The organism is Psychrobacillus lasiicapitis (assembly GCF_006861795.1).
Taxonomy (GTDB): Bacteria; Bacillota; Bacilli; order Bacillales_A; family Planococcaceae; genus Psychrobacillus; species Psychrobacillus lasiicapitis.
Window position 1 is genome coordinate 100,565 of the sequence record NZ_VDGH01000010.1, and the last position, 16,132, is coordinate 116,696.

Consider the following 16,132-nt stretch of genomic DNA (forward strand, 5'->3'; position numbering starts at 1 on the left):
TATAACTGTTTAAACAAAATTTGTTAACTAAAACGCATCTTAAGAATTATCATCGATAATTTAGTATTATTCTTTCTGCAATAAGTCTTATTAACTTTATATAGTCTTGAATACTATTTCCGTCTGCTATTTTAGAGATAGGATAATTTCTATTTGAGTGAGTGCAATCGCATCTATACCTATATATAACTTTTAGGATTTTTTGTAAGTCTTTAAATTCGAAATCATCTTTAATAATTTTCATTTTTTTACATAATTCTATAATTTCCTTATTAGCTTCAAGGAAAATATCATCAGATGCATTATTCTTAAAATACTTATCCATTACTAACTTTAATTTATCTTCATCTTTTTTAGAGTTATTTTGCCATTTGATTTTATCAATGATTTTTTGAATATCTGACTTATCATTAGTATTAAACCAAGCAGAATTAATTAACTGTTGAATGTCTCCAATAGTATTGGCCATTAATACTTCATCGTAAATACACTCTACCACTTGATAATAAGCAAGATATTTAAACGGACTATCCTCCATTAAAGATGCTTGATAATAGTATTGAACTAAATCTGCATCATACTCATGGTTATAATACAAATCACTTTCTTTAACCATTTCTAATTTTTCATACAAAGTAGATACAATATCTTCAGCATTAATTTCATAAATATTTTTCTCAACAATGTTTAAATTAATATTATATTTCATTGAAAGTTTAAATAAAAAATTCTTAGTAATTTTAAGAGCTATCTCCGTAAACTTAGAGTCGGTATAAGGTATGCCCAATATTGAGTTTATATTAAAAACTTTTAAAGAAAAGTTTTCATGATGTTGATACTCTTCCTCATCACCGTATTCTTGTTCTTTCATAATTAAATTGAATAATGGTAATGATATCTTAGTAATTTCATAATATATTCTGTCTTTATAAACTTCGGAGCAGTATACTTCTGGTAACTTCATATATCCAAATAAGGACTTTAATTCTGGAAAATCAATTACATATTCTATATAGTCATCACCATATAAACAGCGATTTTCATTATATTTAAAATTAAAGAAGGCATTAATATCATGAATAAAGGTATGTAAATCTTCGTAATCAAAATTTACATTACATTTCCAATCATCATTTCCTACAACAATTTGTTGAGATTGATGGATTCCATTAATATAGAGATTCGAATTTGCACGTGAAAGACTATCTAAAATATCGATGATTTTTGATATTTTATCGTATTCATCTATTGATGGTTCAGTTTCGCTTAAATAGACTACAAATTGCATATCGTATTTCTTATTTAATAAATATATTTCCTCATCTACTATCGATACTATCTTGAATTTGTTTTCTAATGCAACTTTTGAAATGAATGATAGAACGTTTAATATTAAGCCTTCAGACAATGACTTAGTACTATACTGAAACTTATCTGATTTAGATTGAATTATTAACACTTTGTCTTCATCAATAGATAGTTCTAAATTATCATGTTTAAATTCTTTTATTAATTCTGTTAGAGTCATTTAATCAGCTCCTTTTAAAATTCAGTAATGGGTATCTATAAATCACTTAAATCGGTTAATATAATTCAAATTAGAATAGTTTAAATTAAATATAAAATAAGGTAAAATGTACCACATAGATATTGTAGCATTTATTAAGTAATACATGATAAATAGACATTGTAAAATAAACTATTTATTAAAATATCGAAAGTGATCTTACTACATTTATTAATTAAAAGAGGAGTGAATTAACTATGATTGGAATTTTTGATGTTTTAGATGACTGGGGATTATCAAATGATAATTTAAATTTAAATTTAAATTAATATAATATGAAGGATTTTAGAAGCATTACAGAATAATTATGGATGTACTTTTTACTTCTATTATAAGGAAAGCCAACGATGGTACAAGATAACTTATTATGATGAGAAGGCTCTACATTTTAATATTGTAGGAAAAGTTAGAGAATGTTGCAACTTCAGCTTTGTTACTAATCCTTAACGATGTAATTTTGCACTTTCTTTACGTAACCCTATTGGTAGCCTCATTGGCAACGAGTGGTTAGTCTTGAGGTAATCGCTGATAAAAAACATGGCAGAAGTGGTACATTCTTATGGCCGTAATCAAATTAGTGAGCGTTTAGGTTTGTCAGATACAATCTCGGTAATGGCAACCTCAACTTTTCTTTTGTATCTTCCTTCTCATCTTTATCCCAAACTACTGTTTCTAACTACTTGTAAAATGTTTCAGCTAAACGATATGACTTATCAACAAACGGACATAACTTTTTTGTGACCAAGATATTGACTTAGATCCATTTTTGTTGAATGCATAATAAAACTCTTGTCTCCGTAAGTAATTTATTCACTCCATAGTCAAAACCATGGTCAAACATTTTTAGATTACATCAAAAACCTTGTAAACACTGGTATTACAGCGTTATATTAATCAGTTGGTTCGACTCCCGCCGTCTCCATATAGCAACTTCATTGAGTTTCAGTGAACGTCAATGTGACGTAAAGCATAAAATTTCCTTTTGGAAACTTTATGCTTGATTTTTATTTGATAAAGCAGTGACTTTAAGTATATCTTTGCCATATTGCCAAGAATTTAACGAAAGAAGGATTAACGCAAAACAAAACGTCAGGTTAGCGGATTTTTAATTGGATATTTATGTTACTTCACTATAAAGAATTTGGTTTTTAGCTGTTCAATTTCTTGAATGGTTAATGCCTTTACTTTAAAGAATAACAAAGAAGCTAAGAGAGTGTTCTCTTAGCTTCTTTGTATTGAACGATTATCTTCTAGGAAAACTAACACACCAGAAGGGCTGAAAGCCTCAGTTCGACAGCCCCATTACTAACTACAACAATTACTTTCCGTCAGTGATCTGATTAATTCCACGTTCTAGCAATCCTGCAAAACCTGAAAGGATTCGGTTAGCTGCAGGTGCGTTATCTGCAGGATTAGGCAATGCATTCATACATGCTCGCATTGCAGAAACTTGATCTAGATTTTTTGCTTCACCTGCCAAAACCACTCGTTTATCTACTGCTGCTAGAAAAGTAGTATCACCTAGCCATGCTAAATTATAAAGATAAGCAGTTGGTTGTTTATGGTTCAGCAGTCCTGTTGCATGTCCAATAGTATCTTTACTTGTAACTAGACTCGCTGGCTCTTTCATCATTTGCTCCACAACTGCGTTAATACTAGTTACAGTAGGCTGTGTTCCATTAAAATCAAATGGCTCGTGAATTTCATAGGCTTGGCGCGACAGTAATACTGATGTATAGAATGCGGCTATTTGTTTGGCCTGTGTTAAATATTGCCCACCATTAGAAGGGATTCTTAAATCTCCAGTACCCGTGTGACCATGTGCGGCCAGTGATAATCCCATACCAGTGTAGGCATTATATCCAGAGGAACCGAATGGCTTTCTATTAGTACTTCTACCACCGATAGGAACAAAGGTACGAGAATTATTTGTTGTCCCATATCTTCCTACGACTGTATTAGAAAATGTCACAATTGCACTCCGGTGTGCTGTTGACTTATTGACTAGGTCTGAGTAAACACTTAAGGCACCTGCAACTAATGCAGCAATATTTAGTGAAAACTTAGGCACAGGATTTAAACCTTTATATTTATATGGCGTTGTGTCCGTATTAACTTCATTGAGACAGAACTGATATAAATGCTGACCAAGCTTATCAAAAAGGTTCTTTGCGATTGTGTCCACGATGCCTTTTGTATTAGCATTAAGTCCATTATAAGTTGAACCCTTTTTAATCAATGCTAATCCTAACAAAATCATACCATGACCTGGATCGTCCAATACTGCACTATAAGTTAGTTTATCTACATTGAACTGCCCACTATTGTTAAAATTGTTCATAAGTAAAGTAATTTCACTAGCGATCCTGGATTTTCGGTTAGTATCAGCAGTTCGAGGATACAAAGCTGCTAAAAATTGAAGTTGCATTCCCATTCGTTGTTTAGTAGTTGAATTAGCCAGGTTCCGATGCCCGGTAATTTGGTCCAATAGCTTGTTGTACCTATTTCCATATTCAAAATAAGTTTCAAATGCGTTTTCTGCTTCAGTTAAAGTAGATAGTAATGCCATTTTAAATACCTCCATATTCTTATATTTTTTGGTCTTCACTAAATAAAGGGAAACTTAAAGTTAAATTAACAACTCTCATTCAATAAATTTTGTTTTTTAATTAGTTGTCAGTAATTTAGCTTATGCATCAATGACAAAACTGTTGAGATTTATCGAAAGTAAAGATAAAATTATGGAGTGGCGGCAATGACTTGGGGAGTAATAAGTTTTGGTAAATATCATATTGGTATCCCACAGTGTTTAAGATGAGTTACTTGAATGATGTGTAGTCATCGGCCGACAAAGAACAAAATTCTCTAAAATAAGACAGACTAAAATTGGTAAAAGGTTGTTAAAAGTTGCACTTTTAACCCTTTATATATAGAAGGGCCATTTTTTTTTATCTAAAAATAGAACATATGATCTATTTTGGAAAGGGTGAAGGTAATGAAAAGAATAGATTATGAAGAAATTATCGATATTTTAACTCCTAAAATAAAGAGAGCTTTAAAGGAAACAACGTTCCAGGAACAAGAAGAGCTTGAACAAGAATTAAAAATTAAAATACTCAAGCAAATAGATAATTTAAAGGTTGATTTGATTCCAAACTTCTTTGATCTTTTAAGTAAAGAATAAGTTTATAGGAGGACGCAACAGGATAAAGTGTCTTTCCATTTTTTAAAGGGATTAATGTATATAAGAATTTATTCTTTACCTTTTAATAAAATTATCTTAATGGTTGGGTGGTATCGGAGAATGATTATTGAAAGAGGTCAGATTAAAAATCCTATACTCATTGGTTTTTTAAACCAAGAAGATAATGCAAAAGTATATGATCTTTATTGCCAAGAACCTTCGAATGAAAAAAGAGAACTACTGAATCGAAGGTTTGTAGAATTTTATTATAAGATTAAACTCATTACCTATTTTTCTAAAGTTATAGGTTTTGAAGCTAAAAGATATGACAAGAAAGATAGGGAATATAAAGAAAGAAATCAATTAGTTTTAGACAAAAAAGATGAGGATAACGAAGATTCAATAATGAATTTATTTGAATCAAAAGCAGATGTGTATTTTTTGAATAATACTAAATTAGAAGATTACATTGAAGACCCTATAGTATATAAAATTGTTTCTAAACTTACCAAAAGGCAGAAACAAATTCTCTATTTATCTTATATTAATAACATGAAAGATATTGAAATAGCAAAGTTGCTTAGAGTATCTCAACAGGCAATTACCAAAACTAAAAATCAAGCTCTAAAGAAAGTAAGGAGGGAAATAAAAAATGGATAATGTAGAATTTGTTCAAATGATAGGAGATGTCGGCTTTCCAATGTAAATAACCCTATATTTATTAATCATTTCTGAAAAAAAAGATGGATTATTTATAAATGGTAATTCAAGAGTTAACAAAAGAGCATACGTATAGAGCTTACGTAAACTACAACCTAGTTAGAAGAAAGGAAAAATAGAAGAATATTTTGTGGTAATTGCGTAATGTTAATCTTTAAAAATGTTATAGCTTTAAAAATTACTTAAAGCTATATGGCTCTATGAGTGGAAACTTTATGATTTATTTGAAGGAAATTTTATGGTTTATGTCATATGTCAAAACCCTTGACTAATAAGGGGTTTGGCATTTTTTATTTATCAAACAATTTCAATGAATATCAAATAATTACACTTGCCACTTGATAAAGCCTTATTAATGCGAAGTTCATTTGTAGTAAAGTTTAAATCAATCCACGTTAAAGCGAGTGCCTCACCTTTATGCATACCGCTAAACGCTAATAAAAGTAATAACGAATAGGCCTTGCAGTTAATTTCCTGTTCTAAGCATGATAGGAAGTGAATAAGTTGCTCACGTGTATAGAAATATTCAGCTTCTTCTCCATCATCCTCTAAAATCCGCTTATTAGTTGTATATATAGGTGCTTCAATATGTTGTTTATTAAGGTGTAACAACACGTAAAATTAAGTCAGGTAAAGAAGCTGAAGTTTTTATATGGTGCTGGTACAATACTCCTTCACCTCTGTGTATAAAGTATCACAAAAGAAATGCAAGTACTGGTATAATTGAGGTGTATAGTTTTAGTTTAGTTGTTTGGATGGTCACAATATGTCCAATTACATTAGTAAGATAGATTTAACGAGGTGATGCAATGAGAGGAGATAAGGAGCCGCAAATTCATCGTATTTTGTCTATGTATGAGCGTCTTACGAACGGTGAAACACTTATTAAAAAGGAAGAAGCAACTCGTTTTCAAATAAGTGAAAAGTCGATTCAGCGAGATATTGACAGTATCCGTGACTTTCTAGAATTAGAAAAAAGTAACGAATATGTTTATTACGATCGCTGGAAAAAAGCCTATGTGTTTGAAACAAAGACACCGGGCTGGCTTAGAAATGAAGAGATTTTCGCTATTCTAAAAGTTTTAATTGAATCTCGTGCATTTCCTAAAAAGGAGATGGACAGCTTAATCGATAAGCTTACGCAACTTGCTAAAAAAGGTGACCAAACAGTGATTCAGAAAATGATGGCGAATGAAAAGCATTTATATGTCGAGCTGTTTCATAAAAAGGAATTACTTGATAAGTTGTGGCAACTGTCGTTAGCCATTCAGGCGAAAAAAGCCATAGTAATACACTATAAACGTGAATTTGATGAACAAGCAAGTGAGCGAAAAGTAAAGCCAGTTGGCATCATTTTCTCTGAATACTATTTTTACTTGATTGCTTATCCGGTCGTGAAAGATTTCGACTATCCAACTATTTATCGGGTTGACCGAATTGAACGATTTGAGCAAACATTGATACCTTTCAAAGTGCCATACCATGAACGTTTCCAAGAAGGCGAATTTCGCAAACGCGTACAGTTCATGTATTCAGGAGATCTTATCAATTTTAAGTTCAAGTTTACTGGACCTTCTCCACAAGCAGTCCTTGACCGATTACCAACAGCGAGAGTTGTAGAAAAGCTGGACGATGGCTTGGTTTTTGAAGCTGAGGTTTTTGGTAAGGGGATTAAGATGTGGTTGCTGAGTCAAGGGGAGTTTGTGGAAGTGTTGGGACCGGAAAGTTTTCGAAATGAATTGGCAATCATACATAAGAAAATCAATCAGAAGTACACAAAGTAATCTTTCTATGGCTATAAACTGTCATATAAGTATAAGTTACTTCAATTAAGCAGTATTTACTGATCAAATTGAGGATTGAAATATAAATTCCTAGAAAGTAGGTATAGTGAACAATGAGTATTTGGTATAAGTTGGGTTCTATTAAAGACGAAGTAGCATGGAAGGCTAGCAGAGCAGGAAATGCAGTGAAAGACAAAGTAGAAGAAGGTTTTACGAAAACGTATGACAAAGTGGATCATATAAAAGAAAATGTATTATTTGAAGCTAGATGGAAAATGAGAGATACGAAAGATTTCATTTCGGACTTACGACATAATCCTACAGGTACAATTAGCGATTTAAAATATCGAGTGAGCGATATGCCTGCTGATAAGCTAGTAGGTCTTCTATTCCCAGGTAGTAAGGCGAGGTTGTCAGCGCAACGTTTAAAAGATCTAGATGCAAATTTAACAGCTAAAGCAAACGAGTTAAATAGCTTGTTAGATGACAAAGAAGTGTTAGAGCGTAAAGTAGCTATTGAATTAGAGAACGGCGGAATGGTGCGTCAAAATATCCGTAATAGCTTAGCGGTTTTTGCATCTGAGTTTGAGAAATTACATAACAAGCCAGAGTATAAGCTAAAAAGTATTGAAACAAAGTTAAATGTAAAATTGGCGATTGATCATGGTCAAGGGATTGAGTTTTCTAAATTAGATTCGACACTTCTTAAAATTTACGAAAATGATTTTAGCGTGTTATCGCTGTTTAAAGAAAGTCCGATTACAGCAACGATTCTAAAGCTACGTGAAAAATCGTTAACAGAAGAAATCAACCAATGTATGAGCGAAGTTGTGAGCTGTATCCGCAACATACAAAAAATTAATCATGATTTAAAAAAGCTGTACGAGTTAACGCATTCATTAAATAGTGAGCTTATGAAAACGAAAGTACTTTTAGATTCAGAAATTGAAGCGTTTATGGATGTGATGAACGTTTATGGAACAGATTATGAGTTATACGATGAGCGCGCGGATTTAGTAATTGATAACGTGATAAAAATGGTTGCTTTAGCTGTGCGTCTGTTAAATACGCCAATTTATTCGAAAGAGCAGGGCAATGAGTTAAATACGGATATAGCTTTCCAAGTCATTACAGATTCGGAGCGTAGTTTAGTAGAAAGCTATGGTGCTGAGAGGCTTAATTCGTTACAGGAGCAATATGATGAGTATACAACGCTTCATTTTGAAGACCGTGCCTTAGTAAGCGTTCAAAAAATGCCAGATGGTCGTAGTGTAAGACGTGCTTTTGAGGACGTATTAGTAGGTTATGCTAGTCATTATAGTAATGGCAATGCAACGAGCTATTCGTTAGCTTCTGAAAGACAAAGTTATGATCATGATTTTGCAGAATATAGACATGTGAGCTTAATTACAGATGCTTATGATTATTGTGTACCGTTCGATAAAGATTACTGGAAAGCAAGCATTAACCAAGTTGATGGTAAACACAATATCTATACAGATCATTCTGGCAGATATTCAATTGTAACAATCGGGAAAACGTTTGGCTTTGACCGTTTTGTAATCTACGATGCGAAAAACAATAAGTCAGCACAGTTTGACTTAAATTTAGGGGAATTCAATTATTTTGATCCGGCCTATCAATTAATTAGCGCAGCTCTTCACCCGGTAGGAGAAAATCGTGTTGAAGTCATTTTACTTGGCTGCTTATCAGGCAGCATGCAAAACGTTTACTATAACAGATATATTTATGAAAACGGTCGCTTAACAGAGGAAGGTGGACAGCTATGGGACAATACGTTAAAAGTTTTAAATGCATTAGAGGAGAATCAAACGATTGTTCATATTGAGCCAAGTGATGAGCTAGATGGCTTTGTTTATATGGCATCAGAGCGATCTTTTATTGACAACATATATACAAATCAACGCCAACAAACAATTGCATTATATCGCGTTCAAAATGGCGAAGCTGTATCTATACAGGCACCGGCAAAGATAATGTTAGATAAAAAGAACGTCAATGAATATATTCATAACTTTGCCTTCAATGCGAATAATTATGATTCAAACTTAATTCGTGATAATTATTTATATAAATATTTAGGTTTCGGCTTAGCCAACAAAGTAACGATTTTTGGTAAGCGTATGTTTGTGTTAGATTATTATTCTGAAACGGGTGACTACCGCTTACTATGTGATGATTACAGAAGTCATATAGGTGTAAGTTGTAAGCAACGAATTTTAGAATTTAACCTTGATACAGATGAAATGGTAGCAGAGATGGAAATCGGCATTGAAAATTCAAATGTCCACGAAATTTTATATCATAACAATCGTCTGTATGCAATCGACCTTACACAAGGGTTATTAGTATACACGGTATAAATCTCATAAAGGTGATGGGTTTCATTGTAATATCACCTTTAACGTTCTTTGTTAAATAATTAAAAGCAAATGGAAGTGTTACAGATGTTAGCAAATAATTTGAAACAAATGGATACAATTGCAGTCGATGAAAACCAACCACCGAGCCAATCCATTATGGAGCAGTTTGAACATCTTGTCGTATCATCGCTTTTTAAAGCGTTCGGATTAAACCCGGCGTTATTTAATGATCAAAATGGTGGTAACGTTGATACGCTAGTAACAGCTCGTAAATATGGTATTAAAGATGAGCAAGCACGCCAAGCTTACGACAAACGCTCTGCGTATAACAGTAATGATTATCATGGTGGTGGTAAAAGTGGGAGCTACGGTTCAAAAAACGCAACTTTGAGCAAAATGCGTGATGATGGGACATTAGTAGATGCTTATACTGGTGAGTCGCTAAACGGGAAATTCGATTTAGATCATGTTATATCAGCAAAAAAAATTCACGGCGACCCGGCTCGTTTACTTGCTGGTTTAGATGGTGTCGAGCTAGCGAACCAAGATACCAATTTGAACGCAACGAATTTTTCCATTAACCGTAGTAAAAATGCCGATACGATGGATGAAGTAGTTGCTAGGCTACAACAACGTCAAGCAGCGAATGAGCAAAAACTAAAAGAGTTAAAAAGCATCAAAAATCCAACACCAGAACAGCAAAAGCAAATTGAGAAGCATGAAAATCTGTTGAAAGCTGATTTTGAACTAATGAAAAAGGCTGATAAAAAAGCGCGAGCAGTTTATAATGCACAGCTTGGAAAAGCGTATTATGCAAGTGGCAAGTTTTTAAAGCCTGCTGGGAAAGATGCAGCAATAACAGGCTATAAAATGGGCTTACGCCAAGTGTTAGGGCTGCTTTTTACAGAGATTTGGATTTCTGTTCGTAAAGGCATCAAAAATTTAATTCAAAAAATGAAGCAAAACTTCCAAATCAAAGAGTTTTTCATAGCCATCGCTGATATTTTTAAATCAACGATTCAAAACATCATCATTAAGTATAAAAAGTTTATTGAGACGTTTAAGGAAGGATTGATTGCAGGGGTTTTATCTTCAATTACGACCACGATTGTTAATATTTTCATAGGAACAGCAAAGCGTGTCGTACAAGTGATTCGTGAATGTTGGGCGAGCATCGTTGAAATATCTAAAATTCTATTTTTTTGTGACGATCATACGACATTTTCTCAAAAGATGAAAGCTGTCGCAAAGATTCTTGTCGGTCTTGCAACTGTGTTACTTGGAACGCTGATTCATGAGGCGGTTTTAAAAATTCCAGGCCTCGGTCAATTTGACGATGTTAGTGATGCACTGGCCATCTTTTTAAGCGCTTTCCTTACAGGGATTATTAGTATTGGTCTGTTATATTTCATTGACCATGCCCAAGAAGTAAAACAATTTTTTACGTTCTCATATTGGTTAAGGGACAATATTAAAGAACAAACAGCGTACTACGAAAACGTAAATAAGCAACTTGCTCAAAAGGCGAGTGAGCTGGCACAAATTACGTACCAAGAAATTGAGGAGTTAATTGGTAAAGTACGTTCTTATAATGAAAAAATTGAAAATGCTTCTACAAAAGAGGAGTTAAATTGTATACTCACATCCATCGTAAAAGCGGAAAATATTAATATGAGTTATGAAACAAAAGAGCAACTTCGCAAGAAGATGCTCGATAAGACGACAAAGTTTGTGTTTGAATAGTCTTAACGTAGCTGTAAATATCGAATACATTGTCGACTTTGGGATTTAAATTTGAAAAAGTATTACATGATTATGAAAAAATAACGTTTGGACTCTATTGACCAGAGCTTTAACTTACTCAAATACTTCAATCAAAACAAAACCCTGTACCCCTACGAGCCACTCGCAAAAGCCGTAAAGTCGGTCGTGTGAAGAAATAGATGACGCTTAAAGAAGGAGACGCTATACAGGTGTTTTTTATAATAGGTTTATTAAATTCTGCATTTATGGATTATAAATTTGTGAAGTATATAGAAATAAAAAAAATATTAATTTTTACATAGAGGTGATTGTATGCTAAACGGTTCATTGAAAAAAGAAGCTGTTGAAAAATTAAAAAAAGAAGTATCAAATTATGAAAATGCACAAAAAAATGTACAAAAAGCTGCGGTGAATTTACATAATTCTCGTACATCGGCATTGGAAGTCATTCACAATGTAGAACGCTATATCAATTCAATTGCTAATACACCGAAGGAATTTGACAAGGAATTTGATGCAATTCGCATTAATACTGCAAGCTTTAAAGCATTAAGTGAAATTACGTATGATGAAAAATTAATGATTAAAATTGCTGGTGGAGGTTCGGTAGCCGGTGTAGCAGCTGGTGTAGCTACAGCAGCATTTGCACCAACAGCAGCCATGGCAATAGCTACAACTTTTGGAACAGCTTCAACTGGTGCTGCTATTTCAGGATTAACTGGAGCGGCGGCAACAAATGCGGCCTTGGCTTGGCTTGGTGGTGGTGCATTAGCTGCAGGTGGTGGCGGTATGGCTACGGGTAACGCATTATTAGCATTAGCAGGTCCAATTGGTTGGAGCATTGGTGCAGCAAGTCTACTAGCGGGTGGCGTATATGCAAGCAAAAAAAATAAAGAGGCTGCGATAAAAGCAGATAAAGAAAGATTAGAAATTGCAAAAGAACGTAGTAAAATTGATGCGATTCAATATGAAATTGTTGAATTAACTTCTACGACAAAAAAATTAATGAATGAATTATATAAAATGATCACGAATTTTACGAATGCATCACAAAACATTACTTCATTCGAACAATATTCGTCAGATCAAAGACAAGAGTTAATCGCAATAATTAATAACACTTCTTCATTGTCGAAATTATTTATGAAAGAAATAGGAAAATAATATGGCAGTTTGGAAAGATCAATTCGTTGCAGCTGGTGTCGATGGATTTAATGTTTGGAAGAGTCAATCGATTGCAAAACAGTTAGATTCAATAGTCAGCGATACATTAAAAGAAAAACAAATTCAAAATGAAAATTTTGAAAAAGCATTACAGCACGTAGCAAAAATGCGCCAATTTTTAAATTCACCAGAAAATATTTTAGGTTCTCAAAAAACAAAGCATGGTGAAATCGCTGAAAATTTTGAGGTGCATATCCGGAACGCTAAAGCAGCTTTAAACGGTCAAGCAAATGTTGCAATGTTCGAAGGTGTGGGAAGAACAGCGCCAGAAGATTTTATTTTGAACGGTGTAAAAGCGCAATCGAAATTCATTAACGGAGCGAATAATTCGTTGTCTAGTGTGTTAGAGCATTTTGATAAATACCAAGATAAGGCGATGGATTATATAATTCCTAAAGATCAATACAATATCATTCAAGCTTTGCGCAGTGGTCAAAACTCTACGGATTTAAGTGAAAAATCCATTAGATCGATTCTACAGAAAGTAGATGAGATAGAACAACAAACAGGACGTTCATTTGATGATGTTGTAAAACAGTCTATTTCGAAATACGGCGAAGTACAAACAGGAAAAGCACACGAAACACTCCAAAATAATCAAGAACAAATCGTCGAAGAAAATCAACAAAAAATAAATGAAATTGATAAAGATGCTGAGCAAAAAAAGGAAGTAGTACAAGCAAATGCTGGCCCGTCATTAAAAGAAGGAATGAAGGTTGCGGGTACTGCCGCAGCAATTAGTGCAGCTTTGAGCGCTTGTACAAACATTTATTCAAAAGTAAAATCTGGTACGAAGCTGTCCGATTTTACAGCTGATGACTGGAAAGAGGTCGGACTACAGTCAGGAAAAGCCGGTGCAAAAGCAAGTGTTACAGCTGGTTCAATTTATACTTTGACAAATTTAACGTCGTTGTCGGCTCCGTTTGCAGGGGCAGTGACGAGTGCGGCGATGGGAGTTACTTCGCTTTTAGTAGATCATCAAAAAGGTCAAATTGATTTAGATGAAGTTGTAACGCAAGGTCAAATTTTATGTTTAGAAGCAGGTGTTGCAGCAATTGGTGGTGCGATTGGTCAAACACTTATTCCAATACCGGTACTAGGAGCGATTATCGGTACGGTAACGACCAATTTCGTTTGGGGTATTGCAAAAGGGAAACTAGGTCAAAAAGAAGCTGCATTAAAGCGTCATATGGATGAGTATATGGCAGGATTATTAGCAAAAGTAGATAATGCGTATCATGAAATTATTCAAAAAATAGATGTGATGTATGCGCGGTTTAACACATTAATTGATGCAGCGTTTGACTTGAATACGAATAAAGCAACATTAGCTGCGGCTTCGATTCAATTAGCACGAGAAGTTGGTGTTGAAGAGCATAGAATTTTAAAAAATGAAGTTGATTTAGAGGCATTTTTCTTAAACTAAATTTAATATGGTATTAAGAAGGTAGTCTTTTGTATATTTTTTAAAAAATAGTGCTGAGTAAGTTAGCGCTCGCACAATTACAATTATAAATGAAAGTGCTGTTTGATTGAGCAGCTTTTTTTATGAGTAAGGACAAAAAGAAAATTAATTGGCTATCTGACACCAATACCGGGAAAGCAGTGTCTGCATTGACTGCCCCCCATTTTTCGAGAACGACATCCATGGTGCTTCTTCCCTTCGCAAATCACAGGAGTATCCCATAAATAATAGATGTCGTTCTGAAAAACTTAAGTAGATCCAATAGGGCAAATCAATACTTTTCTGATATACGTTGCGGTTTCCAGAACTGCTCTAGTAATATGACCAGAATGGTTCCAACAAGAAGGCCATTGCTGACAACATCCTGGATGACCGCTGGCAGTGTGCTGAAAAGACCGGTCGGCAGGAACATGATGCCAATGCTGATCAAAAGCGTAATGCCAAGGATGGACAGTCTGCGCTGATCGAGTATTTCTTTCGTAAGTGACGTTAGCGCAATCGCAATCATATTAATGAAAGAAGCCATCAAAGCTGCATTCGCGATCGGTCCTGGAAGAAGCGACAGTACATGGACGATGGACGGAATAAGTGCGAGAACAGCAAGTCCCATGCTTGCGAATAGGAATGGCTTGATCTTCTTTTCACCAGTCATTTGCAAGAAGCCAGCCGTGACAGGGAGTGGCACGACCACGAGCGATGAAAAGCCGGATGCAAGAATATGAGATATGCCGCCTGTATACAAGCTGCGATTGATTGTCGACTCGAAATTCTTTGTATCATTGCCAAGAGATTGACGGACTGCGGTAACCGCAGCAATCGTATTGGAGATGAGCAGGAAAGAAAACAGTATTGCTGTAACAATTATCCCAGCATTCAACTTCGGCAATCCCCAGGCAAGCAGTTCCGGAACTTGGAATATCGCTGAATGTGTTGGCGTACTGATTGATGCCTTGCCTAGGACAAGTGCAATGAGCCATCCTGCAAGAATACCAATAAGAACGGCGTAGCTCTTCACCCAGCCTTTCCCCTTGTTGGAGAGTAGGATGACAAAGATGAAGACGAAGAAGGCAATCGCTGCCATACCATAGTCAGGCACAGCCGGGTCCTCTTTTACTGCAAGCATCCCTTCAAGGAATACACCACTCAGCTGCAGAGCTAGCAGTAATAGAAACGTTCCAGTAACGAGCGGACTAAAGAGAAACAGGATTTTTTGCACCAGTCCACTGATGCCGAGTACGATTAAAAGAATACCTGCAAAGAACACAGCCCCCATAAGGAGGGGCAAAGCTGTCTGCGGGTCACCAGTCTGCTGGATCGCAATTGCTCCTAGCATGACGAATATGCTGACCCATGAGCCAGCAGGACCGTCTGCAAGAGGGAGCCTGTGACCGATGAATCCTTGAAGGAATGAACTGATTCCGACGATGAAGAAGACACGCTGCATGAGCGAGGTGATTTCATCAATGGAAAGGCCGAACGCCCCGCCAATTACAATCGGCAGAGCAATCGCATTCGCCAAAAGGAAGATGAACCATTGGAACGTACTAAGTGTTCCGTTAATATATTTCTTATCCAAAACTTTCACCTGCACAATCTATGTAATTTCAGCTGGGGAAAATCTGGTCACGATCAAGGTTTTTCCTGATTATGGCCATTTTATTTTGCACCCGCTGTTAACAAAATTTCTTCAATTTCTTAAATCCTCTAACATTCTAAAGCGTAGGTATGCCCCTAATATCCTTATACAAAATACGAGAGTTTGATAATTGAGAAATCATAAAGTAATGATATTCTATTTGATATCATATGGGAAATATTAAAAAAGTTAGTTTTTCTTATATTTTTCATATACAAGAGGGTTTCATTAATGGATGTAACTATAGAGGATTGTGGCAGAAAGGTTTCAGCTACAGCCAAAAGATTACATATTTCATAACCTCCGCTGAGCCAATAATTAAAAGTGATGAAAAAAGAGTAAGGGACAAAACTAGTAGAGAGAACTGGCAGATTTTTAGAAGTGACAGAGGCAGGATCAGCAAC

Annotated in this window: 11 protein-coding genes; 7 read left to right on the top strand and 4 right to left on the bottom strand. The window is 34.8% G+C overall.

The window, feature by feature from the left end; genetic code table 11:
- Positions 1-49 precede the first annotated feature (49 nt).
- Both FG382_RS16745 and FG382_RS16750 read right to left on the bottom strand, forming a co-directional pair.
- Positions 50-1,528 carry a hypothetical protein gene (locus tag FG382_RS16745; RefSeq protein WP_142540034.1) on the bottom strand — a complete coding sequence of 493 codons (1,479 nt, stop codon included), beginning with the start codon at positions 1,526-1,528 and terminating at the stop codon, positions 50-52.
- Positions 1,529-2,885: 1,357 nt separating this feature from the next.
- Positions 2,886-4,136: a hypothetical protein gene (locus tag FG382_RS16750; protein WP_142540035.1), complete on the bottom strand. Its 1,251-nt coding sequence runs from the start codon at positions 4,134-4,136 to the stop codon at positions 2,886-2,888.
- Between the two features lie 426 nt (positions 4,137-4,562).
- Here FG382_RS16750 and FG382_RS16755 point away from each other — a divergent pair, with 426 nt between their 5' ends.
- Positions 4,563-4,751: a hypothetical protein gene (locus tag FG382_RS16755; protein ID WP_142540036.1), complete on the top strand. Its 189-nt coding sequence runs from the start codon at positions 4,563-4,565 to the stop codon at positions 4,749-4,751.
- A gap of 120 nt (positions 4,752-4,871) precedes the next feature.
- A complete protein-coding gene (locus FG382_RS16760; protein ID WP_170206560.1) occupies positions 4,872-5,411 on the top strand; it encodes a sigma-70 family RNA polymerase sigma factor in 540 nt (179 codons plus the stop codon).
- A 357-nt stretch (positions 5,412-5,768) separates the two neighbouring features.
- Here the strand turns inward: FG382_RS16760 and FG382_RS23030 are convergent, their stop codons facing one another.
- Positions 5,769-6,086 (bottom strand): site-specific integrase, encoded by a 318-nt coding sequence (locus tag FG382_RS23030; RefSeq protein WP_211356418.1) that lies wholly within the window; start codon positions 6,084-6,086, stop codon positions 5,769-5,771.
- 194 nt (positions 6,087-6,280) lie between these two features.
- Between FG382_RS23030 and FG382_RS16770 the strand changes: the two genes are divergently transcribed.
- The 5 genes from FG382_RS16770 to FG382_RS16790 all read left to right on the top strand — a co-directional run bounded on the left by FG382_RS16770 (position 6,281) and on the right by FG382_RS16790 (position 14,053).
- Positions 6,281-7,255: a helix-turn-helix transcriptional regulator gene (locus FG382_RS16770; protein WP_142540038.1), complete on the top strand. Its 975-nt coding sequence runs from the start codon at positions 6,281-6,283 to the stop codon at positions 7,253-7,255.
- A 113-nt stretch (positions 7,256-7,368) separates the two neighbouring features.
- Positions 7,369-9,639 carry a hypothetical protein gene (locus tag FG382_RS16775; RefSeq protein WP_142540039.1) on the top strand — a complete coding sequence of 757 codons (2,271 nt, stop codon included), beginning with the start codon at positions 7,369-7,371 and terminating at the stop codon, positions 9,637-9,639.
- An 84-nt stretch (positions 9,640-9,723) separates the two neighbouring features.
- Positions 9,724-11,382, top strand: a complete 1,659-nt coding sequence (locus tag FG382_RS16780) for a hypothetical protein (RefSeq protein ID WP_142540040.1) — start codon at positions 9,724-9,726, stop codon at positions 11,380-11,382.
- A 333-nt stretch (positions 11,383-11,715) separates the two neighbouring features.
- Positions 11,716-12,567 (top strand): hypothetical protein, encoded by an 852-nt coding sequence (locus FG382_RS16785; RefSeq protein ID WP_142540041.1) that lies wholly within the window; start codon positions 11,716-11,718, stop codon positions 12,565-12,567.
- Between the two features lies 1 nt (position 12,568).
- Positions 12,569-14,053, top strand: a complete 1,485-nt coding sequence (locus FG382_RS16790; RefSeq protein ID WP_142540042.1) for a hypothetical protein — start codon at positions 12,569-12,571, stop codon at positions 14,051-14,053.
- Positions 14,054-14,363: 310 nt separating this feature from the next.
- On the opposite strand, the gene FG382_RS16795 is transcribed toward FG382_RS16790, so the two are convergent.
- Positions 14,364-15,668, bottom strand: a complete 1,305-nt coding sequence (locus FG382_RS16795) for a purine/pyrimidine permease (RefSeq protein WP_142540043.1) — start codon at positions 15,666-15,668, stop codon at positions 14,364-14,366.
- Positions 15,669-16,132: the final 464 nt, after the last annotated feature.